Source organism: Micromonospora carbonacea (assembly GCF_014205165.1).
Lineage (GTDB): Bacteria > Actinomycetota > Actinomycetes > Mycobacteriales > Micromonosporaceae > Micromonospora > Micromonospora carbonacea.
The window spans coordinates 6,407,696-6,434,201 of the sequence record NZ_JACHMZ010000001.1 but is presented as its reverse complement, the minus strand read 5'-3'; the positions used below and the strand labels follow the sequence as shown (position 1 = coordinate 6,434,201).

Below are 26,506 nucleotides of genomic sequence, written 5' to 3'. Positions count from 1 at the left end.
GATGAGCTCGCCCACGCGACCGCTACCGGTCGCACCGAACCGCATCGAGCTGGCGATCGGCGGCATGACCTGCGCGTCCTGCGCCGCGAGGATCGAGAAGAAGCTCAACCGGATGGACGGCGTGACCGCCACGGTCAACTACGCCACCGAGAAGGCCACCATCTCGTACCCCGGCAACGTCACCCCCGACGACCTGATCGCGACCGTCACCAAGACCGGCTACACGGCCGCCCTGCCGCCCCCGCCCGAGCCGGCCGCCACCACCGTCGCCGAGCCGGTCGACGAGCTGCGCGGGCTGCGTACCCGGCTCTGGGTGTCCGTGGCCCTGGCCGTGCCGGTGGTCGTGCTCGCCATGGTCCCGGCCTGGCAGTTCGACTACTGGCAGTGGCTGTCGCTGACCCTGGCCGCCCCGGTCGTGGTCTACGGCGGACTGCCGTTCCACCGGGCCGCGCTGGTCAACCTGCGCCACGGCGCGGCGACCATGGACACCCTCGTGTCGCTGGGCACCCTGGCCGCGTTCGGCTGGTCGCTGTGGGCGCTGTTCCTCGGCGACGCCGGCCAGCCGGGGATGACCCACCCGTTCCGGCTCGACATCACCCGCACCGACGGGGCCGGCAACATCTACCTGGAGGCGGCGGCCGGGGTGACGGTGTTCATCCTCGCCGGCCGCTACTTCGAGGCCCGCGCCAAGCGGACCGCCGGTGCCGCGCTGCGCGCCCTGCTGGAGCTGGGCGCGCGGGACGTCGCCGTGCTGCGCGACGGCGTGGAGACCCGGGTCCCGGTGGACCGGCTCGTCGTGGGGGACCGGTTCGTGGTCCGCCCCGGCGAGAAGATCGCCACCGACGGGGTGGTCGACGAGGGCACCTCGGCCGTCGACGCCAGCATGCTCACCGGCGAGTCCGTGCCGGTCGAGGTCGGTCCCGGCGACACCGTCGTCGGCGCGACCGTCAACGCCGGGGGCCGGCTGGTGGTCACCGCGACCCGGGTCGGCGGCGACACCCAGCTCGCCCAGATGGCGCGGCTCGTCGAGCAGGCCCAGACCGGCAAGGCCGCCGTGCAGCGGCTGGCCGACCGGATCTCCGGGGTGTTCGTGCCGATCGTGATCGCGCTCGCCGCCGGCACCCTCGGCGGGTGGCTCGGCGCGGGGGCCGGCCCGGCGGCCGCGTTCACCGCCGCCGTGGCGGTGCTGATCATCGCCTGCCCGTGCGCCCTCGGCCTGGCCACCCCGACCGCCCTGCTGGTCGGCACCGGGCGCGGCGCGCAGCTCGGCATCCTGATCAAGGGCCCGGAGATGCTGGAATCCACCCGGCAGGTCGACACGGTGGTGCTGGACAAGACGGGCACCGTCACCACCGGCCGGATGGCCCTGGTCGACGTGGTGGCCGCCGACGGCGAGGACGCCGCCGAGCTGCTCCGGCTCGCCGGGGCGCTGGAGGCCGCGAGCGAGCACCCCGTCGCCCGCGCGGTGGCCGCCGGGGCCGCCGACGCCGGCCCGCTCGCCCCGGTCACCGGCTTCGTCACCGTGGAGGGGCTCGGCGTCACCGGCACGGTCGACGGCCGCGAGCTGACCGTCGGGCGGCCCCGGCTGCTGCGGGAGCGCGGACTCGACGTACCGGAGCAGATCGAACGGGCGGTGACCGGCGCGGAGGCCGCCGGCCGGACGGCCGTGCTGGCCGGCTGGGACGGCCGGGCCCGGGGGATGCTCGCGGTGGCCGACGTGGTGAAAGCGACAAGCGCGGCGGCCGTCGCCGGGCTGCGCGCCCTCGGCCTCACGCCGATCCTGCTCACCGGCGACAACGCCACGGTGGCGCGGGCGGTGGCCGCCGAGGTCGGCATCGCCGAGGTGACCGCCGAGGTGCTGCCCGCCGACAAGGTCGACGTGGTGAAGCAGCTCCAGGCCGCCGGTCGCACCGTGGCGATGATCGGTGACGGGATCAACGACGCCGCCGCCCTCGCCCAGGCCGATCTGGGCCTGGCGATGGGCACCGGCACCGACGTGGCGATCGAGGCCAGCGACCTGACCCTCGTCCGGGGCGACCTGACCGCCGCCGTGGACGCGATCCGGCTGTCCCGCCGCACCCTGGCGATCATCAAGGGCAACCTGTTCTGGGCGTTCGCCTACAACCTGGCCGCCCTCCCGCTGGCCGTCGCCGGCCTGCTCAACCCGATGATCGCGGGGGCGGCGATGGCGTTCTCCTCGGTCTTCGTCGTCGCCAACAGCCTCCGCCTGCGCCGCTTCCGGCCGGCCCGCGTCGGTTGAGGGTTTGGCGGGCCACGTCGGGGTACTGGATGGGTGTTGCACCACCCCAGTGACCAGGACGTTGGAGGTTCATGATGGGTTTCGACGACAAGATCGCCAACGCGTCCGAGGACGCCGCCGGCAAGCTGAAGGAGGGCGCCGGGCGGGCCACCGACGACGAGCGCCTGGAGGCCGAGGGCCGCAACGACCAGGCCAAGGCCAGCCTCAAGCAGGCCGGCGAGAAGATCAAGGACGCTTTCAAGAGCTGATTCCGTACGTCCCGTCGCGCGCGCCGGACCGGCCCCTCCTGTCGGCCCGGCGCGCGTCTGTGCTGCGGCGAGCCGGTGCGCCCGGGGTGGACGGCGACCGGCATGCTGGGACGGTCCACCACCGAACGGGGAGAACATGTCTCGTCCTGCCGTGACCACGCTCCGCGCCGCCGCCCTGGTGGCCCTGCTCGCGCTGGCCGCCGGCTGCCAGTCAGACGGCACCGCAGACGATCCGGCGGCCGGTCCCGCCACCGCCGCGCCCACCGCCGACGCCCCGACCGGTTCCGTCGAGCCGTTCGCCGCCACCTCGACGCCGTCCGCGTCCACGCCCGGCGTGACCGCCGCCAACACCGCCGAGGTGTGCGGGGAGGTCGACCGGCTGATCCTCGCCGGCAGCAAGAAGCTCGCCGCCGACTCGGCCGCCGCCACCAAGGACAAGGAGACCACCCCCGACGAGCTCAACGACCGGCTCAAGCGGACCATCGCGGGGCTGGCCGGCGACGTCCGCAGGCAGGCGGCGCGCGCCGAGGACCCGGAGATCGAGAAGCTGATCGGGGACGTCGCGAAGCAGCTCGACGGGGGCGCGAAGGCGGCCAGCCCGGCGAAGTGGCTGGGGGAGACGTTCGTCGACATCCCGCCGAAGCTGGCCCGGGACTGCCACGCCTGACTCCGCGAGACCCCAGGTTGGAAGACCCTTCGACGGTGCGGGCTTACCGCATTGTCGAGGCCCGGGATGCTTCCGTCGGTCGTTCTCGGCGTCGTTCAGACCGGGAGTCGTTTTGCCGAGGGTTCCTCCTTGGCCTGATGAGACTTGCGCAGCAACGTCGGTTCGGCGGCCCCGCGCCTGCGTCACGCCGGAGAAGGACGAATGCGCATTCCACGATCTGATCGCTGCAGATCGGGGCGCCAGGTGCATCGGGGCGCGTAGGCCGACGCTGCAGGCGGGCGGCGTGGATCGAGCTGTCGACCTAGAATGCGAGGCGACCCGAGACACGCGGCGATCAGACACCGGAGGAAGCCGAGATGGCCGAACCCGTTGACCCGTCCGGCCTCGGCCGGGCGCTCTCCGAAACGATGTCCGCTCTCGATAGCATCACCAGCACGGCCGAGGGCAGCCCGCGGCCAGAGGGGTTCGGTGAAGGTGCCGACGGCATGGTGACCGTGACCGTCGTGCCGCCCGGCGAGGTCGCCGAGTTGACGCTCGACCCCCGGGTGATGCGGCTGCCCAGCGAGACGCTGGCCGAGGAGATCACCTCAGCGGTCAACCAGGCCCTGACCGACCTGCGGGGCAAGGCGACCACCATCGGTCCCATCGACCTGAGTGGCCTCGGTGACACGCTGCGCCGGATCCAGGAGGACACCGGGCGGCGGCTTACTGCGTTCACCGATGCCCTCGTTCAGGCGCAGGACCGGATGGCCGCTCGGGGCGGCCGGTGAACGGGGGGATCGAGGTCGACCCGGATCGACTGAGCGGCTCAGGTCGCGCCCTCCAGGATCTCGCCACCCGGTTCGTCGGTGAGCTGGCCGCGTTTCGCGGTGAGCTGGCCGGCTTCGGCCGACCATGGGGCTCCGACGACATTGGTTCGCTGATCGGCGCGGCTCACGACGAGGTTTCGGCCTGGGCCTTCGAGTGCTTCGACAGCGCGTTGACCGAGATCGGGTCGGCCGGCGTGGATCTGGACGAGATGGGCCAACGGTACGCCGCCGTCGAGCAGGCCATCCGGCAGGGCCTCGACGGGATCCGCCAGCGACTGGACGGCTGACCAATGGCACTGGAACTTCCCGGCGAGCTGCGGTCCCTGCTGGGCGTGCTCGGCTACACCTGGCCCGAGGCCGACGAGGACAAGCTCTTCGAGATGGGGAACGCCTGGATCGCGTTCTCTGGGCGGCTCGGCAGCGTGGTTGTCGAGGCGCAGACGGGTGCTACCGAGGTCTGGGTGGCCAACAGCGGCAAGGACGTCACCGCCTTTCAACAGTGGTGGTCCAAGGAGGACAGCCCGGCGGCAAGCCTCTCGGACGGGGCGACCGCCGCACTGCTCACCGGCACCGGCCTGATCATCTGTGCGGCGATCGTGCTTGCCCTGAAGATCGCGGTCATCGTGCAGTTGGTGATCCTGGCCATCCAGATCGCCCAGGCCGTCGCGACATCCGCCGTGACCTTCGGTGCCTCGCTGCTGGAGATCCCGGTCTTCCAGGCGCTTGCCCGGACCGTGGTGGGGAACCTCATTCAGGAGGTTCTGTGGAAACTGGCCGACGGTTGACGCCGGATGGCGAAGGGATCGGGCAAGTCCAGCGGCCGGTTGATGCGGGCGGCGCTGACGTACCTGCGGAAGGCGAACCGGCGTAATCGCCCCGGGCGGATGAACGCTTACTTCCGGAACCATGTCTTCGGCGGGCACGTCAAGCCAGGCAACCCGAAGGGCTCGGGCTATCACTATCGGCCCGGCGGGCAGGACTTCCCCGGCCGGCGGCTGCGACCCGGCACCACCGTCCGCGACCCGCGCACCGGGGCGTACAAGGCGGAGCCCGAGTTCTTCGACCCGACCATCAACCCGCCTCAGGGCACCTGGAAGCCCAAGGCCGGCAATGGTGGGGTCAGCTCGTTCTTTCCCGACAACTGGACGCCCGCGCAGGTCGACGCGGCCATCCCCGGCGCGTTCCAGAACGCCACCCGGGTGCCGGGCACCAACATGTGGCGCGGGACGTATCGGGGAGTCGTGATCGAGGGTTTCTACAATGGCACGGGCGGGTTCACCCACGGCTGGCCCGTCGTCTGACCTGGAAGGGTTCTGCTGTGAACGGCATCAGGTTCTCGACCGACCAGTACCGGCTGCCGACGTTCGAGGTCGACGACCAGCGCCTGCGGGTTCTCGGCGCCTGGTTGATCACCGACGTCTCCAAGCATCCGCTGGTCTGCCTGGACGCCCTGGCCATGGTCGACGACGTCAGCCAGGGGCGCCCGCCCTTCGAGGAGTGGAGCAGCGAGAACTACGCCGTCTCGATCACCCCGGAGGGCGTCACGCTGCGCAACGAGTGGGTGGAGGGCGAGGAGGCCGGATACCCGCTGGCCGAGTTCCGGGAGGCGGTGGAGGCGTACTGGAGCTTCCTCGCCGGTCTGCCGGAGAATCCCCACCTGGTTCGAGAGCACCGTCCTGACCTGCCCGAGTGGGAAGCGGACCTGCTGAACTGGGAAGGGAAGTGGGGCCGGCCGCACCCGTACCGGGGCCGCCTCTTCTGATCCGCCGTCTGCCTCGGGGGCGTCCCGGGGATCACCCCTACCCGGAATCGGGGACCGTCCACTTGTGACCGCGCAACCCTCCCTGCTAACTTTCCTTTGCATGTGCAAGGGTTGGTTATGAGCGGCGAGCCGCCCATCGGGGACGACCTCCTGCGGGTGCTGGCGACCCTGGCCAACCCGCACCGCCTCCGGGTGGTCGCCGCGCTGGCCAGGGAACGCGCCTACGTCAGCCGGCTGGCACGCGAGCTGGGCATCAGCCGGGCCCTGCTCCAGGTCCACCTGCGCAAGCTGGCGGCGGCCGGGCTGGTCTCCGCGCGCCTGGAGCTTTCCGAGGACGGGAGGGCAATGAAGTACTACGAGGTGAATCCGTTCGTGTTCACCCTCACCCCCGAGGTCATCCGGCGGGCGGCCGAGACGCTGACCCCGCCGGACGCGGCCGGGCAGGAGGGGGGATGACCGGGATGAGCGGCCACGACTGGACCGAGGTGATCGGGGCGGCCGGCATCTTCACCCTGCTCGTCACCGTCGTCACGGTGCTGGTCGTGCAGCTGTCCAAGAACCGCCGGGCCAGGCTGTCCGGCGGGCGCGAGGACGACTACCGCCGGCTCGCCGAGGCGTCGGCGCGGGCCCAGGAGGCCAACGAGCGGCTCCTGGCCACGATCGACGCCCGGCTCGGCGAACTGGCGACCCGGACGGCCGCGCTGGAGCGCGTCCTGCGGGACGTCGACTGAGCGCAGGCAAGCAGTAAGGCCCTGGGCCGCCGAGCGGCAACTCGGCGACCCAGGTGGAAGCAGCATCACCTCGCCCGTGGGCGAGTTCTCTGCGCAATGCTCCTTCGAGGAGAGGACAGCATCTCATGCTGCGTACCCGCAGATCCGCCGCCGGCGGTCCGGCGAGCGTCGGCCTCCGCCGGGCCGTCGGCGCGACGCTGGCGGCGGCCGTCGCCTGCACGTTCCTCGCCGGCGCGCCCGGCGCGGCCCGCGCCGATCCGGCAGCAGAGCCGACGGTACGGCCGACGTCAGGCTCGACGGCGTCCGGGCCGATCCGGTGGGCGCCCTGCCCTGCCGACGGGTCCGCCGAGTGCGGCACCCTGTCGCTGCCGGTGGACTGGGCCGACCCGGCCGGGCAACGGTTCGACCTTGCCCTGGCCCGCCGGCCCGCGACCGACCCCGCCGCCCGGGTCGGCGTGCTGTTCTTCGGCCCCGGCGGCCCGGGGGACTCCGGCGTGCAGAAGGTGGTGGAGAGCGTGCGGTTCAGCGCCGAGCAGCGCCGCCGCTTCGACATCGTCAGCTTCGACCCGCGCGGCGTCGGTCGCAGCAACCCGGTGGTCTGCGCGGCGGACCTGCTCGCCCGGGTCCCACAGGTGATCACCGACCAGGCGCAGTTCGACGCCACCGCACGCGACAACGCGGAGCTGCGGGCGGACTGCCGGGTCCGCACCGGCCCCGTCTTCGACCACCTCGACACCCGCAGCGCGGTACGCGACCTCGACGCCGTCCGGGCCGCCCTCGGCGAGGAGCGGCTGACCTTCCACGGCAGCTCCTACGGCACGCTGCTCGGCGCGCAGTACGCCGACGAGTATCCGCACCGGGTGCGGGCCATGGTGCTGGAGAGCGTGATCGACCACAGCCTGCCGATGCGGCCGTTCCTGGCCAGCCAGGCCGTCGCCGCGCAGGACTCGTTCGACGAGTTCGTGGCCTGGTGCGACCGTTCCGTCGAGTGTGCCCTGCACGGCCAGGACGTCCGGGCCCGCTGGGCGGAGCTGCTCGACCGGGCCGAGCGGGGCGAGCTGCCCGACCCGACGCTGACCCCGTTCGCGCTGACCGCCCGCGCCCAACGTGACCTCTACGGCCCCTACTGGACGGTGCTCGCCGACCGCATCGCGACCTGGTCGGCGGCCCCGGCACCCGCCGTCGCCACCGCCGGCCCAGGAGCAGCGGCAACCGCAGCGAGCCCGCTCGCCGTCTTCTGCCAGGACTGGAGTCTGCCCGTCGGCGACTACGCCGAGTACGCCCGGCTCCTGCGCCGGCTCGCCGCGCTCGCGCCCGACGTCCGGTATCCGCTGGTGGTGCAGGCGCTCGCCCTGTGCCTCGGCGCACCCGTCGGCAACCCGCAGCACCGCCTTCGGGGGCGCACCGACGTGCCGGTGCTGGTGGCGGCCACCCGGCACGACCCGGTGAGCGAGTTCGACCGGGCCGCCGCCGTCGCCCGCCAGCTCCGCGGGGTCCTGCTCGCGTACGAGGGGTGGGGGCACGGCAGCTACACCACCAGCCCCTGCATGGGCAGCGCGATCGACCGCTACCTGGTCGACCTGACGCCCCCCGCCCCCACCACCCACTGCCCGGCACTAACCCCACGCTGACCCCCACCCCGCCCCCACCCCGGCTCGGTGATCAAGAGGTTTGCGTCATCCTGGAGATCAACTCTGACGCTTTTCTCTTGATCACCGGGACGGGGCGAGGCCGGGGTGGGGGCGGGGAGGGGGGAGGCGGGTGGCGCGGGATTCCAGGTAGCGGCGCTCGGGGAGGCTGGTGGTGGACCGGGCCGCCGCCCGGTACGCGTCCCGGGCGGCGGCCTTCTCCCCGGCCAGCTCCAGCAGGTGGCCCCGCACGGCGGCGAGCCGGTGGTGCCCGGCGACGCGCTCGTCGCCGTCGAGCGGGGCGAGCAGGGCCAGCCCGGCGCGCGGGCCGTCCACCATGGCCACCGCCGCCGCCTCGTTGAGGGTGACCATCGGGTTCGGGGCGAGCCGGCCCAGCAGCCGGTAGAGCGCCACGATCTGCCGCCAGTCGGTGTCGGCGGCGCTCGGTGCCTCGGCGTGCACCGCCGCGATCGCCGCCTGGAGCTGGTACGGCCCGGGCGGCGACCAGGTCAGCGCCTCGGTCACCAGGGCGGTGCCCTCGGCGATCGCGGCCCGGTTCCACCGGTCGCGGTCCTGCTCGGCCAGCGGCACCAGCTCACCGTCCGGGCCGGTGCGCGCCTCCCGGTGCGCGTCGGTGAGCAGCATCAGCGCCAGCAGCCCGGCGACCTCGCCGTCGTCGGGCAGCAGCCGGCGCAGCTCCCGGGTCAGCCGGATCGCCTCGGCGGTCAGCTCGGCGCGCTGGAGGTCCGGCCCGCTGGAGGCGGTGTGGCCCTCGTTGAACACGAGGTAGAGCACCTGGAGTACGGCGCGCATCCGCTCGTCGCGTTCGGCGGGCGACGGCAGGACGAACCGGGCCCCGGCCGCCTCGATCCGCTGCTTGGCCCGGCGGATGCGCTGGCTCATCGTCGCCTCGGGCACCAGGTGGGCGCGGGCGATCTGGGCGGTGGTCAGCCCGCCGGCCGCGCGCAGGGTCAGCGCGACCTGCGCCGAACGGTTCAGCGCCGGATGGCAGCAGAGCAGGAGCAGCAGCAGGGTGTCGTCGCCGGCCGGCGGCTGCTCGTCGGGCGGAGGGGCCAGCGCCGCGTACGCCGGCTCCCGGAGGGCCACCGCGACCTCGCGGTCCCGGCGGGCGCGTTCGCTGCGCCAGGCGTCGGTGAGCCGGCGGGTCGCCACGGTGAGCAGCCACGCCCGGGGGTTGTCGGGCATCCCGTCGGTGGGCCACCGGGTCGCGGCGGCGAGCAGCGCCTCCTGCACGGCGTCCTCGCAGGCGTCGAACTGGCCGTGCCGGCGCACGAGCAGGCCGAGGACCTGCGGCGCGAGCCCGCGCAGCAGGTCACCCACGGCCACACCGCCCTGCCCGCCGGGGGCGGCCGGACCGCCCCGGCCGGCGAAGACGCCCACACCATCCGGCCCGCCGGGGGCAGCCGGACCGCAGCCGGCCAGCCCGGCGAAGTGGCTGGGGGAGACGTTCGTCGACATCCCGCCGAAGCTGGCCCGGGAGTGCCACGCCTGACGCGGGTGGATCTCTTTGAAGAACCATCAGGGCTGCGACACCTGCCTTCCCGGCTGCCGGGGCGCTAGGCGGTCTGCGATGCCATATCGGCACAAAGCTTGAAATGCGCCCGTTGTTCCGAATGTCGCTCAGGGGGGCGTTCTGATTCATTCTCGCCTATGATATTCCCAGTCGATCTCGGGAGGTATCTCGCTTGAAAACAATTCCTCGTGCTCTTGTGGTCGCTCTGGTGACTGCCGTCGGGCTGACCGCACTGCTCGTCGCTCCGGCGCCCGTCTCCGCATCGGCCGTGGCTTACAACAAGAGGTCGCAGTATCTGGTGGCCAGCCCGAACGAAGGCAATCGCAGTTGCGTGTCGCGGCGGATTCTCCTGGATGAGGGCACCTACCTCAGGGACCTGGCGCTTGTCGAGGACCCGGGTGGGTCGGGCTATGAGGACGTCATTCACGGCACCATCGGTCTCGGTGCGGGATGGTATTTCTGGGAAGACTGCCTGCAGGGCACCTTCTACGGGACCTACGTGCATACCCAGAAACTCGATCCGGACAACCCCAACTGGTCCACGTCCACGTGGACGTTTGAGCACGCTTTCCTGAACGCCAACGGCGACTTCGGCTGGGGCGGGGCTCTCGAGTTGTTGTGATCATCTCGGCGGGCTCCCGTAGCCTCGGTGAGGCCGCCGCTCGGTGCGCGTGCCGGGCGGCGGCCTTGTCCCCGGCCATCCCCAGCAGGTGGCCCCGCACGGCGGCGAGCCGGTGGTGCCGACCAGTTCGCCCGAGACTCCGTCAACCCCCGCATGATCTCGTCCGCCTCGCCGAAGAGGGTGGCCCGGTCCTGCTCCGACATGCCGTCCACGAAGCCGGGCGGTCGCACGTCAGCAGCAGGTGTTGCCCGGTGTGCGGCCTCACCTGTCGGCCGGGCCCCGTCGGCGCGTCCCGGCGGGGGGTCGGGGCCGGTGTGCCGCGCCCGACACCCGGGCCGGGGCGGATCCGCCCGGGTGCAGCGCCGCCCGGTCGGCGGCGGAGGTGCCGGAGGCCCAACCCTCCTCGTCGGCGACGGTGAGCCGCTTGCTGGTCACCCCGGGGAAGAGGTCGTTCAGCCGCTCCCGCACGGCGGTCGCGCGGGAGGCGAGCACCGGCAGCAGCCGCTCCCCACCCTGTTCCCGGGCGGCCTCCCGGCCCGCCTCGTCGGCGGCGGCCCGCAGCCGCTCGCCGATGCGCAGCGCGAACGCGTTGAGGAACGACTCGTCGTACGCCTTCGTGCGCCGGCTGCCGCCGCGCGTCCGGCGCTCGGTGCGGCCCCGCAGCATGGCGGCGGTGGCCTGCACCAGCAGCGACGTGTAGAGCAGCTCGACGGCGGCCAGGTCGGCGGGGAAACCGAGCACCGTGGCGAAGCCCAGGTCGTCGGACCACACCGACTCACACCGGTTCGCCGCCGCCACCTCCTGCACCAGCAGCGCCTTCGCCCCCGGGTACGGCGGCTCGGTGCCCAGCCGCACGCCGCCGGGCGCGTCGCCCCGCTCGGCCGTCGCCTCGACCAGGGCCGCGTCGATGCTGTGCCGGGCCATCAGCTCCTGAGCCTTGCCGGTCAGCGCCTCCGCCTCCGCCGGGAAGGTCGTCGACTCGGCCTTGGCCAGCAGCGCCCGCACCCGGTCGAGCATCCGCGACCCGCTGCCGCCGCGCCCGACGGCCGTGGCCGGGGCGGTCACGCCGGGCGGCGGGCGCAGCACCGCGATCGGCGGCAGCCCCTCCACCAGCGCCAGCACGTCGACGGCGTCGCGCAGGGCGGCGATCCGGTCGGTGCCCTCCCGGGCCGCCCAGGCCGTCAGGTGTCGCCGGTCGTCGTCCCACCACACGGCCGCGTCGAGGCCGGCGAGCTGGTCGTCCCACCAGAGCGGCACCGGCTCGGGCTGGACCCTGCGCTGGGCGGCGGCCACATCGGCCACGAGCCGCCCGGCCGCCGGGCCGAGCCGACGGGTCGCGATGCGGACCAGGTCGACGGGCTGCCAGCCCCGGGGCCAGAGCCGGCCCACGCCGCGCACCAGGCGCGCGGTCAGGGCCGCGTCGACCGCCGCCGGCCCGTCCGGCACGCCGCCGCCGACCACCAGGCGGTCCAACTGCCGCTCGGCGGCGCGCACGTCGGTGCCGCGCGCCGCCGCGAGGGCGTCGGCGACCAGGGCGTCGGCGTCCGGCACGAGCTGCTCCTCAGGGTCGGGTGGCGCAACGTCCGCTGGCCGGGGCGGAGCCGGTCGGCCAGGTCCCGCCGGAAACCGTACCGCCGGAGCAGCACCCGCCGGGCGTGAGCGCCCCCACCGCCGACGAAATGACCGCCGGACGCCTCATCCGCTCCGGGTCGCCGTCCGTATCCATCCGTGCACGGGTGCGGAATCCGTCCGTGCACCGACAGCGGATCGACGGGACGGAGCGCGAGTTGTCGAGTCGTACCCATGCCAGGTCCGGCCCGGGTGGCCACCGCCGGCGGCGCGCCGCCACCCGGAACGGGCCGCTGGTCGCGTGCGTCGCACTGGCCGTGGTGGCGCTGGCCACGGCCGGTGCCGGGGCCGTCCGCCGGGGCGGGCCGGACCAGGCGGGCCGGCCGGTCGCCGCCGCGGGGGTCGCCGCGCCCACCCTCGCCGCGCCGACCACCCGGGCCCCGGGCCGGTCCGCGACCCCGACCGCGCAGGCGCCGGCCGACATCACCTTCCCACCCCGGGGTACGGGCGACTTCCGCGCCGCCACCCTGCGGGGGGCCGTCGCCGGGCGCTCCGGTGAGCTGCTGCGGTACCGGGTGACCGTGGAGGAGGGGATCGACGGCGTCGACGTGGAGCGGTTCGGCCGGGAGGTGGGCGCGATCCTCGCCGACCCCCGGGGGTGGACCGGGGCGGGCCGGTGGCGGCTGCAACGCGTCGGCCCGGACGACCCGGCCGACTTCACCGTCGCGCTCGCCACCCCGGTGACCCGGGGCGTCCTCTGCGGGGACGTCACCGACCACTACACGTCCTGCCGCAACGGCGACCGGGTGGTGATCAACGTGGCGCGCTGGGCGGGCGGCGTGCCGCAGTTCGACGGCGACCTGGCCTCCTACCGCCGGTATCTGCTCAATCACGAGGTGGGCCACCGGCTCGGCCGGGGGCACGAGCTGTGCCCGGGCGCCGGGGGTCCCGCCCCGGTCATGCAGCAGCAGACCCTGGGCCTGCACGGCTGCCTCCCGAACGCCTGGCCCGAGGTGGACGGTGCCGTGTTCACCGGCCCGCCCGGCCAGTACGACGACCCGGTGCCGGCCGGCTGGTGAGGCCGGCCCGGCGGCCCGTTCGGACCGGGTGGTGCGCTGCCGGCACGCAGGGTGAGTGCGATTGACGACGATGACGGCTACCCTGGGGACGACCGGCACCCGCCTTCTGCTACGAGGGACCGCTGCCGGTGCCGATCAGGGGAGTTCCTTTGGGCCCCGCCATGCCGCTGTCCGTTTCGCCGCCGCCCCCCGGTTGCCTGTCGATCGGCCCGCTCACGGTCGCGCAGGGCCGGGGGCGACTCGTCGTGACCGGGGAGATCGACATCGCTACCTCGGGTGAGCTGGCCTCGGTCCTCGCCGCCCTGCTCGACGGCGCGCCGCCGGCCGCCCTGGAGCTCGACTTCGGCGGCGTCCGGTTCCTCGACTCCTCCGGCATCCTGGTGCTGCTGCGTGCCCAGGGCCGGGCCGCCGACCGGGGCTGCCGCCTCACCGTCGCCGACGTGCAGCCCACGGTCCGCCGGGTCCTGGAGATCACCGGCGTGCTGGAGCTGCTCGGCCTGGGCGTCCCGGCCGACCCGCTGACGACGCCGCGCCGACCCGCTGACGACGCCGCGCCGACCCGCTGACGACGCCGCGCCGACCCGCTGACGACGCCGCGCCGACGCGATGACGCCGGAGGTGCGGGTCGGCGCTCCCGGTCAGGGCCGGTCGGCCAGCTCGCCGGTCTCGATCAGGTCGCGGGCGACGTCGAGCAGTTTCACGTTGAGCCCCTGGCTGGCCCGGACGAGCAGTTCGAACGCCTGCTCCCCGGTCAGCCGGTGCCGCTCCATCAGGATCCCCTTCGCCTGCCCGATCAGGTCCCGCACGTCCAGCGCCTGGGAGAGCTGCGCCAGCTTCCGGGCGTCCCCCATCGCCACCGCCGCGTGCGCGGCGAAGAGCACCCCGATCCGCTCCGACTCGTCGGTGAACGCCCCCGGCTCACGCGCGTAGAGGTTCAGTGCGCCGAGGCTGTCCCGGGCCAGGTAGAGCTGGAACGACAGCATGCTGCGTACGCCCAGCCCGTCGATCCGGCGGACGAAATCCGGCCAGCGGGTCTCCGCGCCGACGTCGGGCATCCGCACGGTGTGGTGCTCGAAGAGCGCCGTCAGGCAGGGGCCCTGACCCGTGTCGTACTGCGCCTGGTCGACCCGGCGTACCAGATTGCCCGTCGCCGCGCTGGTCACCACCCGGTGCCGGCCCTCGACCTCGGTGATCGCGGCGTGCCAGGCGCCCGGCACGGTGCCGACGGCGCACCGGACGATCCCGTGGAGGGTGGCGTCCAGGCCGGGTTCGTCCTGGAGCGCGCGGGCGATCTCGGCGAGGCGGGCGGCGAGGTCGTCGTCCGGCCCGGCGGCGCGCGGCCGGCGGCTCGACGTGGCCCTGATCCGGCGCGACCGGACCGGGTCCGGGCGGCTCTCGACGTCCATGACGGCCCCCTTCCGCCGCCGGCCCCTTCTCCTCTCGCCGACGGCCGTGGACCGATACCCGGGCGGTCGTCCGGCCAATCCCCGCCGACCTCGGCGGCCCACTGCCTGCGAGCGCCCCACCCTCGTCAGCGAGCACCCCACCCTCGTCAGCGGGTGCCGCCTCCCGGCGTCAGCGGGCGCCGCCCGCCTCCCTGGCCTCCCGCCGGGGGAAGGACGCCCAGATGTGCTTCGTGTCGTGGGTGGCGTACCAGCCGACGTCCAGGGAGAAGGCCCGGGCGAGCTGGAGGCCACGGCCGCCGGCCCCCAGGGGGCGGGTGCCGGCCAGCTCGGGCACGGTGGTCAGGTCGTGGTCGGCGACGTCGAGGATGAACAGGTCGTCGTCGTGGAGCAGCCGGACGGTGGTGGGCGGCAGCCCGTGCAGCAGGGCGTTGGTGGCCAGCTCGGTGGCGACGAGCACGATCCGTTCGGGGATGTCGTCGAGCTCCTCGCCCTCGGCGAGCGCGTGGCCGGTCAACGCCTCGTGCAGCGAGGCGCGCAGGGCGCGTAGCTCCGCCCCACTGGCCAGGGCCCAGGTCCGCATCTCGACGGCCCGGGGCGGTGGCGGCGACGTCCGCAGCGATCCCATGACCGGGCAGTACCCTGCGTGCTCGTCGTTCACACGGCCCCCCGGCCGGCCCGTCGCCCGGCGGGCCCGGCCGGGGGCCGCGGTCAGGCCAGCGGCTTGCCGCCGGTCACCCCGAGCACCTCGCCGGTGACGTAGCTGGACTCCTGCGAGGCGAAGAAGACGTACGCGGGGGCCAGCTCGGCCGGCTGGCCGGCCCGGCCCAGCGGGACGTCCTGGCCGAACGACTCGACGGCCTCCTCCGGCATGGTGGCGGGGATCAGCGGCGTCCAGACCGGCCCCGGCGCCACGCAGTTGACCCGGATGCCCCGGTCGGCCAGGTTCTGCGCCAGCCCCTTCGTGAAGTTGACGATGCCGGCCTTGGTGGTGGCGTAGTCGAGCAGCTGCGGGGAGGGCTGGTACGCCTGGATCGACGCGGTGTTGATGATCGTGGAGCCGGGCGCGAGGTGCGGCACGGCGGCCTTGCAGAGCCAGAACAGGGCGTACAGGTTGGTCTTGAGGACCCGGTCGAACTGCTCGGTGGTGATGTCGGTGATGCCGCCCTCCTGCGCCATCTGGTGTGCGGCGTTGTTCACCAGGATGTCCAGCCCGCCCAGCTCGTCGACGGCCCGCCGGACGATCTCCGCGCAGTGCTCCTCCTCGCGGATGTCGCCGGGCACGGTGACCACGGTGCGGCCGGCGGCACGGACGAGGCGGGCGGTCTCCTCGGCGTCGTCCTTCTCCTCCGGCAGGTAGGTGATCAGCACGTCCGCGCCCTCCCGGGCGAAGGCGATGGCCACCGCGCGGCCGATGCCGGAGTCCCCGCCGGTGATCACGGCCCGCTTGCCGGTCAGCCGGCCGGTGCCCCGGTAGCTGTCCTCGCCGTGGTCGGGGGCGTCGGGCATCCGTCCGGTCCGCCCGGGGGCCGACTGCTGTCCGCCGGTCTGCTCGTCGGGGGCGGGAAACTGCTCCTGGGGGTCCTGCCTGTCGTACTGGTCGTGGGTCACGGCCGCATCCCTTTCCTCCGGGGCCGGTGGTACGACAGTGAACTTCCCCGGTAGAGCGGGCCCAACCACGGACCGCTACCGTGTTCCGTGTTCCGGACCGGGGCGAGGCAGTCCAGGTGGAGCGGGACGGGCCGGCCGGCGTAACGGCATGGACACATGTGGGGCACCGCAGGGTGCCCGTTGCGGTCCATGATGTTCGTCGGTTGTTCGCATACCGGTTCACGGACCTGACGGGGAAGAAGACGATGACCGCCAGTACGAATGCTCCGAAAGTCAGCGTGGTGGTGCCGGCCTACAACTCGGGCCCGCACATCGAGAGGCTGATCGCCTCGCTGCTGCGCCAGTCGCTGCCGCCGGGGGAGTTCGAGGCGGTCTTCGTCGACGACGGCTCCACCGATTCGACCGGGGCCCGGCTGGACGAGCTGGCCGCCGAACACCCGCACATCCGGGTGGTGCACATCGAGAACTCCGGTTGGCCGTCGCGGCCGCGCAACGTCGGCGTGGCCAACGCCCGCGGCGAGTACGTCTTCTTCTCCGACGACGACGACTGGTTCGGCGACGAGGCCCTGGAACGCCTCTACGCGTACGCCGTCGAGAACGACGCGGACATCGTGATCGGCAAGATGGCCGGCCACGGGCGCTCGGTGCCGCGTGAGCTGTTCCGCCGGGACCGCCCGGACGCCACGCTGGACAACGCGCCGCTGATCGACAGCCTGACGGCACACAAGCTGTTCCGCCGGTCCTTCCTCGAAGAGCACGAGATCCGCTTCGTGGAGGAGAAGCGCCGGCTGGAGGACCACCTCTTCGTGGTGCGGGCCTTCCTGCTGTCCAAGCGCACCTCCGTGCTGTCGAACTACGTCTGCTACCACCACATCCGCCGGCAGGACGCCGGCAACGTGACGGCGCAGGGGCTGGACCCGGCGGGCTACTACGCCAACCTGCGCGACGTGCTGGACGTCGTCGACGCGCACACCGAGCCGGGGCCGCTGCGCGACAGGCTGCACCGGCGCTGGCTGCGCAACGAGATGGTCAGCCGGCTGCGGGGCAAGCGGTTCCTCCGAGAGCCGGCCGACTGGGTGGAGCAGGTGGCGCTGGAGTGCGGCAAGATCATCCGTGAGCGCTTCGCGCCGGGCGTGGCCGCCGGGCTCCCGCCGCTGCAACGGGCGATCACGGCCCTCACCGCGGCCGACGACGTCGCCGGGCTGCGCGAGCTGGCCGAGTGGGAGGCGGGCGTCCGCGTCCAGGCCCGGGTCGACGACCACCGGGTGGACGGGACGGTCCTCACCGTCGACGTCACCGCGCACCTCGCGTCCGGCGACCAGCCGGTGGCCCTCACCGTCTCCGACGGGCGCTACCAGATCGTCCTGCCCGTCGACCTCGCCCCGGAGATTCTCGACGTCACCGCCCGCCGGGCCATGGCCCGGCTCGACGTGGTGGCCCGGCGCAAGGAGGGCGGCGAGGAGTGCTTCCTGCCGGTCGAGTTCCGGGTCGAGGACGCCCCGGTCCAGGGCGCCGGGCCGGAGCGGGTGCATCTCGTGCACCACGCCACCGCCACGGTGGACTTCGCCACCCTGAACTCGGGCCGGACCGAGGGCACCTGGCTGCTCAAGGCCCGGCTCACCGAGAACGGGTGGACCGAGGACGCGCGGCTCCCGCTGACCTTCCGGTGCGCCGCCGACGGTGCCGCCCCGGTGCGGGTCGTGCCCGCCGCGAAGAAGAAGCCCGCCCTGCACCAGCGCGTACGCAACCGCCTGCGCCGGGTGGCCAACCGCCTGCTGGGCCGGTAAGGAAGGGCCCCCTGTTAACGCATTCGGTATAGCAGGGTTCCCCTCTCACCTCTCTCGTGGACCGGCGGGCATCCCGTGGGGCGGATGAACCGTTTCGCCGCTGCCCGCGTAGTCATCGTCAGCGCCGCGCGGCGTCCAGCCGTACGGCGGGGCGGTGCGGCGGCGGCACCGACGATCCGAGGTGTCCCGGTGGCGGGGCGACGGGAGGACCACCATGACCAGCGACCCGCGGCCCGGACAGCGGACGTTGCGCCGGGCCTGGGGACTCACCCGTTCCCTGGCCATCTACCACGGGCAACCCCACAAGCACCGGCGGGCGCTGGAGCTCTACCGGGAGTTCCTCAAGCCCGGGGACGTCGGCTTCGACATCGGCGCCCACGTCGGCGGCCGGGTACGCACCTGGCGGCGGCTGGGCGCGCGGGTGGTGGCGGTGGAGCCGCAACCCGACTGTCTGCAGGCCCTGCGCCTCTTCTTCGGCCGGGACCCGAACGTGACGATCGTGCCCGAGGCCGTCGGCGCGGACGCCGGCCGGGCACGGCTCGCCCTGTCCACCGCCACCCCGACGGTCTCGACCATGTCGACCGAGTGGATCGAGTCGGTCACGGCAGACAGCAGCTTCTCCGGGGTCCGCTGGGACCGGTCCGTCGAGGTCGACGTGGTGACCCTCGACGACCTCGTCGCCGCGCACGGCGTGCCCGCGTTCTGCAAGATCGACGTCGAGGGCTTCGAGGTGGACGTGCTGTCGGGGCTCAGCCGGCCCCTGCCCGCGCTGTCCTTCGAGTACCTCCCCCCGGCCCACGACGCGGCCCTCGCCGCGCTCGACGTCGTGGACCGGCTGGGCGGCCCGGCCGGCGGGTACCGCTACAACTATTCGCCGGTGGAGACGATGCGCTACGCCGCTGACGAGTGGCTCGACGCGGCCGGGCTGGTGCGGCTGCTGGAGCGGTTCCGCCCGGCGGGCCGCTCCGGCGACGTCTACGCCCGGCTGGGCGGGGCCTGAGGCCGGTCCCGGAGCGGGAGCAGCACGGCGTGTAACCGCCGAGCCGATCCGTTCGGTGGAGTGAGATTCGCTCCGATGGTGGTGCGTTCCGCCGCCGGGATCATGTCTGATAGCGATCGGCCGGATTCCGGCGAGGCACGGGGTGGTGAGGCGCTTTCGCCTCCTACGGTGTTCTCGGCATGCCGGCGGGTGGACGCTGCCGGGGCCGACCCGGTGGGCGATGCGGGCGCTTACAGGGGGTTGTCTCGATGCGTGTTCGGAGCCGCGTCATCGCGGGTCTGGTGGCCGGGACTGTCGTGTTGATCGGCCAACCGGTCATCGCGGCGGTGTCTGCCTGGCAGGCGGGTCTCGCCGCCAAGGCGCTCGTCGTCGAAGTACCGGGGCACACCGGCCTGGTGCCCAGCGCACCGCGTAACGACGTCCCGAGGATCACCGACGGTGAGGTCACCGACATCGAGGTGATCGGTAACCGGGTGTTCGTCGCCGGCTCCTTCACCGGGATCGCCAACGTCGGGCAGACCGCGCTCGCGCAGCGGTGGCTGGCGTCCTACAACATCGACACGGGCAAGGTCGACACCGGCTTCCGGCCGACGTTCGACGGGGCCGTCGAGGCCGTCGAGGCGTCGCCGGACGGCTCGGCGCTCTACGTGACCGGCACGTTCAACACCGTTGGTGGCCTCACCAAGCGCAAGGTCGCCCGGCTCGACCCGGTGACCGGCGCCCCGGTCGCCGGCTTCACCGCGCAGGGCAACGGTCGCGGGACCGCCCTGGCCGTGACCAACAACGCGGTGTACGTGGGCGGCCAGTTCACCAAGATCAACAGCACGAACCGCACCGGCCTGGCGGCGCTGAACCCGACCACGGGGGCGGTGGACGCGGGCTTCGACCTGCAGCTGTCCGGCGGCATCGGCGTCGGCGGCATGCTGACCGTGCAGCAGCTCAAGCTGACCCACGACGGCGCGAAGCTGATGGTCGTGCACACCGGCCGGCAGATCGCCGGCCAGGACCGCTACGGGGTCGGCCTGATCGACACCGCCGCCAAGGCCCTGCTGCCGTGGCGGACCCGGCTGTGGGAGGACAACCTCTCCTTCGTCGGCGGCATCCAGCGGGCCTTCGGCGGCGACATCGCGCCGGACGACTCGTACTTCGTGGTCACCAGCGGCTCGGGCGGCGACCGGCCGCCGATCAACGACACCGCGATGGCGTTCCCGGTGGCCGGCGGCGACAACGTCGAGCCGATCTGGATCTCCCGGCACTTCGACAGCATCTACTCGGTCGCCGTCACCGAGGCGGCCGTGTACGTCGGCGGCCACTTCAGCTGGCAGGAGTCGCCGACCGCCAACGTCCCGTGGCCGGGCCTGGACAACGTCGGGTACGGCACGGGCCAGGGCCTCAGCGGCTACGGCCTCGGCGACCAGGTGGTCCGCCGTGACCACCTCGGCGCGCTCGACCCGGCGACGGGCACCGCCCTGGAGTGGAACCCGGGTTCCAGCTCCTACGAGGGCGAGAAGGCGATGCTGGCCACCCCGCGCGGCCTCTTCGTCGGCGGCGACGGCAACACCAAGGGCGGCCTCACGGTGGGCCGGGTCGGCTTCTTCGACCTGGGCCGGGTGCCGGCGCCCTCGGCGGTGGAGACGACGATCGACACGCCCATCGAGGGCCGGGTGAAGCCCGCCAACGGCTCGTTCACCATCGAGGGCCAGGCGACCGCGCCGTCCGGCGTCAAGAAGGTGCAGGTCGAGATCCAGAACCGCGGCTCCAAGAAGTACCTCCAGCCGGACCTGAAGACGTGGGGCTCCTCCGCCGTCATCGTGTCGACCCTGGCCAGCCCGAACGCCACCTCGACCATGTGGTCGCTGGCCGTCTCGCTGCCCGTCGGCGAATACCAGATCCAGGCGAAGACGTTCGGTCGCACCAGCAGCGAGACCGACGCGACGAAGGCCGTCAAGAAGATCGAGACGTTCAGCTTCGACGACCTGCCCCCGACGACGAAGATCAGCGCGCCGGCCGCCGGCCTGCTCGCCACGAAGACCTTCGTGGCCACCGGCACCGCCACCGACGACAAGGGCGTCGAGGCGCTGACCTACTCGTTCCGCACCCCGGACAACCACTACCTCCAGGACGACGGCACCGTCGCGGCGGTCTACAACACGTTCCGCACCGAGCCGGACGTGATCGGCGCGGTGTCGACCACCTGGCAGGTCGAGGTGACCCTGCCGACCGAGGGCGAGTGGCGGATGACCGCCACCGCCGTCGACACCGCCGGCCAGGCCGACCTCAAGGGCGAGGTCCGCGACTGGATCATCGCGGAGGACGGGGTGGCCCCGACGGTGGCCATCACCGCGCCCGCCGCGATGAACCCGCCCACCGCCGCCGCGCCGCTCACGGTCGCCCCCGGCAGCCCGGTCACCTTCTCCGGCACCGCCAGCGACGACGGCACCCTGAAGTCGGTCGAGGTCTACCTGCGCAACACCACCACCCGAGAGTCGCTGGCCGCCGACGGCACGTGGGGCGTGGACGCGGTCGCGGCCTACCACCGGGTGTCGCCGACGAACCTCAACGCCGCGTCGTACAACTGGTCGTTCACCACGGCGTCGCTCACCCCGGGCGTCTACGACTTCCGGGTCCGCGCCACCGACAACCTGGGCCTGGTCACGACGAACGCCAACCTGGGCAAGCTGAGCGTCACCGCCCAGGTGCCGGGCGACGCCTTCCCGAACGGCAAGCTGAACTTCACCGGCACCGACCAGAACGTCGAGCAGCTGCACCTCGGCCTGGCCGGCACCGCGACCGACGACAAGGGCGTGCAGGGCGTCCGGGTGGCGCTGCGCGACCTGGACACCGGCCGGTACGTGCAGCCCAACGGCACGATGGCGGCGAGCTTTGCCACGGTGAACGCCACGCTCGCCGCGCCCGGCGCGACGAGCACCGCCTTCACCCTGTCGATCGACCTGCCGACCAAGGGCGAGTACAGCGTCGAGGCGTGGGCCGTCGACACGTCGGGCCAGCAGGACAGCTCGACCTCCGGGGCCACCGCCAAGTACCTCGTCTACCCGGGCGACCTCGACCCGCGCCTGGAGCCGAGCCTCAGCCCGACCAACGGCGCGGTCTTCGGCGACTCGCGGATCGTGGTGACCGGGCGCGCGGTGGACGACGTCGGCATGTCGAAGGTGGAGGTGCAGATCGTCAACGGCGCGGGCCAGGGGATGAGCTCCTCCGGCACGTTCGGTGGCGGCTCCGCCCCGTGGATCGCCACGTTCCTCACCAGCCCGGGCTCGCCGGGGTCGAACTTCGCCTACACGTCGCCGGTGGTGCCGGCGGGCAAGTACACCATCTCGGTGCGGGCGGTCGACAACTACGGGCAGCTCCAGCAGCCGGCCACCACCATCTCGGTGACCGTCAGCTGAGCTGACGTCGGTTTCACCCGGGCCGCGTCGGGGCGATCTCCGCCCCGACGCGGCCCGGCCCGCATCCGGCCGCCCGACCGGGAGCGGGCCCCGTCACCGGTCGGGGGCCGTCTCCGCGGCCGGGCGACGGGGGCACCCCCGCAGGGCGTACGCGACGAGCCCGACCACCGCGAGGAGCGTCGCGCAGGCCGTCGCGGCGGTGGTGCCGGCCGGCTGGACCAGCCAGGCGGCGATCTGCCACCGCACCTGGTCGCTCGGCCCCAGCCACGGCAGGAGCGCGACGAGGGTCCAGATCAGCGGGGCGATCCAGGACAGCGCGGCGCCCAGCAGCGCGGCGCCGAGCGCGGTGAGCCCGAGCAGCCCGGCGGTGTTGCGCGCCACCACGCCCAGCGGCTCGAACCGCACGTCGGTGAGCGTGCTGACCAGGAGCAGCGCGACGACCGCGGCGGCGGCCGCCAGCACGTGCCCGGCGCGGCGGGCGGGCCAGTTGACCGACGCGGTGTGGTCGAGCGCGTCGTCGGCGCCGCCGAGCGTGGTGCCGACGGCGACCGCCGCGATCAGCGCGGCGGCGCTGACCACCCGGGCGTTGACGGTCTGCCCGTCGGAGAAGTGCGGCCAGCTCGCCCAGAGCGACCCGATCGCGCAGACCGTGCCGGCCAGCGCCAGGGGGACCCGGCGGGCCCGCAGGTACAGCCGGAGCCACCTCACGGCTGCGCCAGGAACAGCAGCGAGTGGAACCGGTCGATCTCGCAGCCGAGCGCGGCGGCCCGGGCCGCCTGCACCCGCTTCCGCTGCTCGTCGGAGGGCAGGTTCCGCAGCTCCCGGAGGGCGGCGTCCGCCTTCTCCCGCTCCTCGGGGGCCGTCGACCCCCGACCGAGGTCCGGCTGCCCGCCGGTGAGCCAGGCGACGGCGACCGCACGGGCCAGGAAGGTCGGGTACCCGGTCTCGCACTCCCGCCACCAGGCGGCGTCGAGCAGCGCTGCCGACAGCTCGTCGGGCGAGACGTCGGAGAAGCCGGTCCAGCCGATCGAGAGGGCGTCGAAGACCAGGGTTCCGTCGTCGCGGACGTGGTTCGCGTCCGACCGGACCGTGTTGTCGACCAGCTGCCGGCCCTCCTCCACGCGGGTGGGTGCGGTGCCGGGCAGCTTCGCGTCGATGAGGGCCAGCGTCTTCCGGGCCGGGCCGACGACCTCGGGCAGCAGCGCGGCGTGCGCCCGGGTCACACAGACCTGGGGGCCGTCGTCGTCGCAGACCAGCTCGACGGCGGCCGGATCGAGCACGGCCGACCCGGAGTATCCGCCGGTGGGCAGCAACGGCACCGCGACGGCGGCGCCGACCACGGCCGGCAGCACGGCCAGTGCGACGGCGCGGCGGCCGACCGCGCCGAGCAGCAGCAGCCCGGTCGTGGCGAGGGCCGCCAGCCACAGCGCCTGGAGCAGGCTGACCGACGACGGGATCGTCTTGAAGTCGTTCAACGAATTGATGGCCGGGGCCAGCAGCAGCGCCGCCGGGTCGGGCCGGACCTTGACGAAGTTCTCGTCGTAGCCGGACATCGAGACGTAGTCGGGCACGAAGGTCAGCACGGCGAACGCGACCACCGCGAGGACGGGGGCGGTGGCCACCCGGGGCACCGCCCGGCCGGCGGCCATGCCCAGCCAGCCGGCGGCGACCAGCGCGAGCGCGCCGACCGCGGTGATCGGGATCGTCGAGACGGGGAAGTATCCGGCGCTCGGCGCCACCCAGGGGATCCCGAGGAGGAACGTCAGCAGGTACACGGTGACCAGCGCGAGCGCGTATCCGGCGGCGAGCGGGACGCTGCGCCGCCACCGGGGGCGGACGGTGGTGCCGAACAGCTCGTCGACCCGGTGCCGCCGGTCGCGGCGTCCCAGCCAGGCGCCGCCGGCCAGCGCCAGCGGCATCAGCATCATCAGCGTGGACCGGGCGTACACCGCCAACTGCGTCCACCGTCCCGCGTACCCACCGGTGACGGTCAGCATGAGCGCGGCGCCGACGATCACCAGCAGCAGGGCGATGCCGGGGACCGCCGAGCGGCGTACCTCGATCCGCATGATCCGCCCGGTCATGCCGCCACCCGCTCCCGGTGGGCGCGCAGCAGCGCCGAGTAGCCGCGCTCGGTGGCGCTGTCCCCGGCGTCGCCGGTGCCGCCCTGCGCGGCGAGCTGCGCCGTGGTGCCCTGCCACACCAGCCGGCCCTCGTGGACCAGCACCACGTCGCTACAGGCCACGGCGACGTCCTCGACCAGGTGGGTGGAGACCAGCACGCAGCTGTCCGACCCGATGTCGCGGAGCAACTCGCGGAAGTCGAGCCGCTGCTCGGGGTCGAGGCCGACGGTCGGCTCGTCGAGCAGCAGCAGCTCCGGGTCGTTGACGATCGCCTGGGCGATCCCGGCGCGGCGCACCATGCCGCCGGAGAGCGTCTTCATCCGGGAGTCGGCCCGGTCGGTCAGGCCCACCCGGTCGACGGCCCGCTGGACCGCGCCGGGGATGTCGGCCTTCGGCATCTCCTTGAGCCAGGCCATGTACTCGACGAACTCCCGGACGGTGAAGCGCGGGTAGAAGCCGAAGTGTTGCGGCAGGTAGCCCAGCCTGCGGCGGACCCGACGCAGGTCAGCGCGGCCGCTGACGTCCTCGCCCAGCAGGTCGAGCCGCCCGCCGGCGGGCTTCACCACGGTGGCGAGCGCCCGCATCAGGGTGGTCTTGCCGGCGCCGTTCGGGCCGAGCAGCCCGTGCACACCGGTGCCCAGCGCCAGGTCGAGCCCGTTGACGGCGAGGCGTCGGCCGGCGCGGACCGCCAGGTTGTCGGCGTGTACGGTCCACGCGTACGTGGTCGGTGCGGTCTCCGCCGCGCTGACGGCACGCATCATCATCTCTCCGTTCGTCGTGTCGTCGGCGGTGCCCGCCGACGGAGAAGGGTGGCGCCGGCCCGGGCGACCGGGGTCGCCGGTGACGCCCGGGCCGGTCAGCTCCGGTCGGCGCGCAGCCGACTGTGGTCGGTGGCCCGCAGGAGCACCGCCGCGCTCAGCGCGACGGTGGCCAGCGCCCAGCCAGGCCAGCTACGGGTCTCGAGGAAGATCGGCAGCTCCTGGCCGACCAGGCTCGGGGTGATCACGCCGGCGGACCAGGCGACCGCCAGGCCGAGCGCCGCCCGGTCCACCCCGACCAGCCCGCCCAGCGCCAGGGCGCCCGCGGTGAAGGCCAAGCACGGCAGCAGCCACACCGCCGGCGCGTGCCCGGTCCACCAGCCCGCCACGGCCAGCACCGGGACGACCGCCGTCAGGATCGCCAGGGCCCGGCGCAGCAGCAGCGACAGCCCGGCGCGGGGCGTGGTGGCGATCAGTTCCCAGGCCGGATCGGTGCGTCGGCTCCACGCGGCGGCCACCATCAGCAGCGGCGCCAGCGGCGCGACCAGCAGCACCGGGGACGGCATCCGGACCGACACCATCTCCAGCAGGACGGCGACGAGCACCAGCGCGGTGGCCGTGGCCAGCCAGGGCAGGAGCCGCGCGGCGACACCGGTGCGCCGCAGCCGGCGACGACGCACCGGTCCGGGCCCGGCGTCGACCCCGGCGGCGATCCCGACGGCCACCCGGTCCAGCAGTTGCCGGGCGGCCGGGTCGACCGCGCCGGCCAGCAGCGCCCGGCAGCCGGCGCAGGACTCCAGGTGCGCCTCGACGGCCCAGACGGTGACGTCGTCGACGCCGTCGTCGCCGGTGGCGTACCGGGAGAGGAGGACGGGGGTGGGGTGGTCGGTCATGACAGCGCCTCCCGTAGCGCGATGCGGGCCCGCCGCGCGTACGTCTTCACGGTGCCCTCCGGCATGCCGAGCAGCACCGAGGTCTCCCGCGTGGTCAGCCCGTCGAGCACCATGGCGCGCAGCACCCGGCGCAGGTTGGGCGGCAGCGCCAGCAGGGCCTGCTCCAGGTCGGCGTCCATCCCGCCGGCCAGCGCCTCCTCCTCGGCGGCGGGGGCGACGGTGGCGAAGGTCTGCACCGTCGGGACCCGAGCGGCGCGGGCGCGGGCACGGAACGCGTCGACCAGCCGGTGCGCGGCGATCGTCCAGAGCCAGCCGACGGCGCTGCCGCCGCCCGAGTGCCGGGCCTGGCTGGCGGCCGACCGCCACACCGCGAGGTAGGTGTCCTGGAGCACCTCGGCAACCACGTCGTCGTCGGCGCAGCGCCGCCGCAGCCGGGCGGTCAACCAGGGCGACGTGCGGCGGTACAGCTCGTCGAAGGCCCGCCGGTCGCCCCGGGCGACGCGGCGCAGCAGCGCACCCTCGTCGAGGGTCTCCAAGCTCTGTCTCACAACAGGCAAGACGATCCCCGGCCCCGCCCCGGTTTCCCAAATGCGGTGAGGCACGTCACACCGAACG

At 73.7% G+C, this 26,506-nt stretch carries 27 protein-coding genes; 17 read left to right on the top strand and 10 right to left on the bottom strand.

Annotation, left to right across the window (positions count from 1 at the left end; all coding sequences use genetic code 11):
• Window position 1: 1 nt before the first annotated feature.
• The 11 genes from HDA31_RS26770 (at window position 2) to HDA31_RS26720 (ending at window position 8,108) form a co-directional block, all read left to right on the top strand.
• Window positions 2–2,260, top strand: coding sequence for a heavy metal translocating P-type ATPase (locus HDA31_RS26770; protein ID WP_178063105.1), 2,259 nt, complete (start codon window positions 2–4; stop codon window positions 2,258–2,260).
• Window positions 2,261–2,334: 74 nt separating this feature from the next.
• Window positions 2,335–2,508 carry a CsbD family protein gene (locus tag HDA31_RS26765; protein WP_043961622.1) on the top strand — a complete coding sequence of 58 codons (174 nt, stop codon included), beginning with the start codon at window positions 2,335–2,337 and terminating at the stop codon, window positions 2,506–2,508.
• Window positions 2,509–2,659: 151 nt separating this feature from the next.
• On the top strand, window positions 2,660–3,175 hold the full coding sequence (locus tag HDA31_RS26760; protein WP_178063106.1) for a hypothetical protein: 516 nt from the start codon (window positions 2,660–2,662) through the stop codon (window positions 3,173–3,175).
• A 356-nt stretch (window positions 3,176–3,531) separates the two neighbouring features.
• Window positions 3,532–3,945 (top strand): YbaB/EbfC family nucleoid-associated protein, encoded by a 414-nt coding sequence (locus tag HDA31_RS26755; protein WP_178063107.1) that lies wholly within the window; start codon window positions 3,532–3,534, stop codon window positions 3,943–3,945.
• Window positions 3,942–4,271 (top strand): hypothetical protein, encoded by a 330-nt coding sequence (locus HDA31_RS26750; protein ID WP_246384306.1) that lies wholly within the window; start codon window positions 3,942–3,944, stop codon window positions 4,269–4,271. The genes HDA31_RS26755 and HDA31_RS26750 overlap by 4 nt, the downstream gene beginning before the upstream one ends.
• Window positions 4,272–4,274: 3 nt before the next feature.
• Window positions 4,275–4,769 (top strand): WXG100-like domain-containing protein, encoded by a 495-nt coding sequence (locus HDA31_RS26745; protein ID WP_178063108.1) that lies wholly within the window; start codon window positions 4,275–4,277, stop codon window positions 4,767–4,769.
• A gap of 6 nt (window positions 4,770–4,775) precedes the next feature.
• The gene (locus HDA31_RS26740) at window positions 4,776–5,285 is read left to right on the top strand and encodes an EndoU domain-containing protein (protein ID WP_246384307.1); all 510 of its coding nucleotides are present in this window, start codon (window positions 4,776–4,778) and stop codon (window positions 5,283–5,285) included.
• A 17-nt stretch (window positions 5,286–5,302) separates the two neighbouring features.
• Entirely contained in the window at window positions 5,303–5,746 is a 444-nt protein-coding gene (locus HDA31_RS26735) for a hypothetical protein (RefSeq protein WP_178063109.1), read from the top strand.
• Window positions 5,747–5,863: 117 nt separating this feature from the next.
• Window positions 5,864–6,202, top strand: coding sequence for an ArsR/SmtB family transcription factor (locus HDA31_RS26730; RefSeq protein WP_178063110.1), 339 nt, complete (start codon window positions 5,864–5,866; stop codon window positions 6,200–6,202).
• Entirely contained in the window at window positions 6,199–6,477 is a 279-nt protein-coding gene (locus HDA31_RS26725; protein WP_178063111.1) for a hypothetical protein, read from the top strand. The genes HDA31_RS26730 and HDA31_RS26725 overlap by 4 nt, the downstream gene beginning before the upstream one ends.
• A 125-nt stretch (window positions 6,478–6,602) precedes the next feature.
• A complete protein-coding gene (locus tag HDA31_RS26720) occupies window positions 6,603–8,108 on the top strand; it encodes an alpha/beta fold hydrolase (protein ID WP_178063112.1) in 1,506 nt (501 codons plus the stop codon).
• Window positions 8,109–8,189: 81 nt separating this feature from the next.
• Here the strand turns inward: HDA31_RS26720 and HDA31_RS26715 are convergent, their stop codons facing one another.
• Complete coding sequence (locus tag HDA31_RS26715) at window positions 8,190–9,584, bottom strand: RNA polymerase sigma factor (protein ID WP_178063113.1); 1,395 nt, start codon at window positions 9,582–9,584, stop codon at window positions 8,190–8,192.
• 251 nt (window positions 9,585–9,835) lie between these two features.
• Here HDA31_RS26715 and HDA31_RS26710 point away from each other — a divergent pair, with 251 nt between their 5' ends.
• Entirely contained in the window at window positions 9,836–10,261 is a 426-nt protein-coding gene (locus HDA31_RS26710; RefSeq protein ID WP_221486695.1) for a hypothetical protein, read from the top strand.
• Window positions 10,262–10,522: 261 nt separating this feature from the next.
• Here HDA31_RS26710 and HDA31_RS26705 read toward each other — a convergent pair whose 3' ends face one another.
• The gene (locus tag HDA31_RS26705) at window positions 10,523–11,812 is read right to left on the bottom strand and encodes a DUF2786 domain-containing protein (protein WP_246384309.1); all 1,290 of its coding nucleotides are present in this window, start codon (window positions 11,810–11,812) and stop codon (window positions 10,523–10,525) included.
• A 185-nt stretch (window positions 11,813–11,997) separates the two neighbouring features.
• Here HDA31_RS26705 and HDA31_RS26700 point away from each other — a divergent pair, with 185 nt between their 5' ends.
• The gene (locus tag HDA31_RS26700) at window positions 11,998–12,909 is read left to right on the top strand and encodes a DUF3152 domain-containing protein (RefSeq protein ID WP_311774376.1); all 912 of its coding nucleotides are present in this window, start codon (window positions 11,998–12,000) and stop codon (window positions 12,907–12,909) included.
• Between the two features lie 161 nt (window positions 12,910–13,070).
• A complete protein-coding gene (locus HDA31_RS26695; RefSeq protein WP_260422072.1) occupies window positions 13,071–13,475 on the top strand; it encodes an STAS domain-containing protein in 405 nt (134 codons plus the stop codon).
• Window positions 13,476–13,547: 72 nt separating this feature from the next.
• Here the strand turns inward: HDA31_RS26695 and HDA31_RS26690 are convergent, their stop codons facing one another.
• The 3 genes from HDA31_RS26690 to HDA31_RS26680 all read right to left on the bottom strand — a co-directional run bounded on the left by HDA31_RS26690 (window position 13,548) and on the right by HDA31_RS26680 (window position 15,923).
• Window positions 13,548–14,315, bottom strand: coding sequence for a GAF and ANTAR domain-containing protein (locus tag HDA31_RS26690; RefSeq protein WP_178063116.1), 768 nt, complete (start codon window positions 14,313–14,315; stop codon window positions 13,548–13,550).
• 169 nt (window positions 14,316–14,484) lie between these two features.
• Window positions 14,485–14,940 (bottom strand): ATP-binding protein, encoded by a 456-nt coding sequence (locus HDA31_RS26685; protein ID WP_178063117.1) that lies wholly within the window; start codon window positions 14,938–14,940, stop codon window positions 14,485–14,487.
• 83 nt (window positions 14,941–15,023) lie between these two features.
• Window positions 15,024–15,923: an SDR family oxidoreductase gene (locus HDA31_RS26680; protein WP_178063118.1), complete on the bottom strand. Its 900-nt coding sequence runs from the start codon at window positions 15,921–15,923 to the stop codon at window positions 15,024–15,026.
• Between the two features lie 245 nt (window positions 15,924–16,168).
• Here HDA31_RS26680 and HDA31_RS26675 point away from each other — a divergent pair, with 245 nt between their 5' ends.
• The 3 genes from HDA31_RS26675 (at window position 16,169) to HDA31_RS26665 (ending at window position 22,117) form a co-directional block, all read left to right on the top strand.
• Window positions 16,169–17,710, top strand: a complete 1,542-nt coding sequence (locus HDA31_RS26675) for a glycosyltransferase family 2 protein (RefSeq protein ID WP_178063119.1) — start codon at window positions 16,169–16,171, stop codon at window positions 17,708–17,710.
• A 214-nt stretch (window positions 17,711–17,924) separates the two neighbouring features.
• A complete protein-coding gene (locus tag HDA31_RS26670) occupies window positions 17,925–18,710 on the top strand; it encodes an FkbM family methyltransferase (RefSeq protein ID WP_178063120.1) in 786 nt (261 codons plus the stop codon).
• 248 nt (window positions 18,711–18,958) lie between these two features.
• Window positions 18,959–22,117, top strand: coding sequence for an Ig-like domain-containing protein (locus HDA31_RS26665; RefSeq protein ID WP_178063121.1), 3,159 nt, complete (start codon window positions 18,959–18,961; stop codon window positions 22,115–22,117).
• 93 nt (window positions 22,118–22,210) lie between these two features.
• Here the strand turns inward: HDA31_RS26665 and HDA31_RS26660 are convergent, their stop codons facing one another.
• The 5 genes from HDA31_RS26660 to HDA31_RS26640 all read right to left on the bottom strand — a co-directional run bounded on the left by HDA31_RS26660 (window position 22,211) and on the right by HDA31_RS26640 (window position 26,439).
• Window positions 22,211–22,825, bottom strand: a complete 615-nt coding sequence (locus HDA31_RS26660) for a hypothetical protein (protein ID WP_178063122.1) — start codon at window positions 22,823–22,825, stop codon at window positions 22,211–22,213.
• Window positions 22,822–24,201, bottom strand: a complete 1,380-nt coding sequence (locus HDA31_RS26655; RefSeq protein WP_178063123.1) for a hypothetical protein — start codon at window positions 24,199–24,201, stop codon at window positions 22,822–22,824. Before HDA31_RS26655 ends, HDA31_RS26660 begins: the two co-directional genes overlap by 4 nt.
• On the bottom strand, window positions 24,198–25,001 hold the full coding sequence (locus HDA31_RS26650; protein ID WP_074475373.1) for an ABC transporter ATP-binding protein: 804 nt from the start codon (window positions 24,999–25,001) through the stop codon (window positions 24,198–24,200). Before HDA31_RS26650 ends, HDA31_RS26655 begins: the two co-directional genes overlap by 4 nt.
• A 95-nt stretch (window positions 25,002–25,096) precedes the next feature.
• Window positions 25,097–25,891 carry a zf-HC2 domain-containing protein gene (locus tag HDA31_RS26645; protein WP_178063124.1) on the bottom strand — a complete coding sequence of 265 codons (795 nt, stop codon included), beginning with the start codon at window positions 25,889–25,891 and terminating at the stop codon, window positions 25,097–25,099.
• On the bottom strand, window positions 25,888–26,439 hold the full coding sequence (locus tag HDA31_RS26640) for an RNA polymerase sigma factor (protein WP_246384311.1): 552 nt from the start codon (window positions 26,437–26,439) through the stop codon (window positions 25,888–25,890). The genes HDA31_RS26645 and HDA31_RS26640 overlap by 4 nt, the downstream gene beginning before the upstream one ends.
• Window positions 26,440–26,506: the final 67 nt, after the last annotated feature.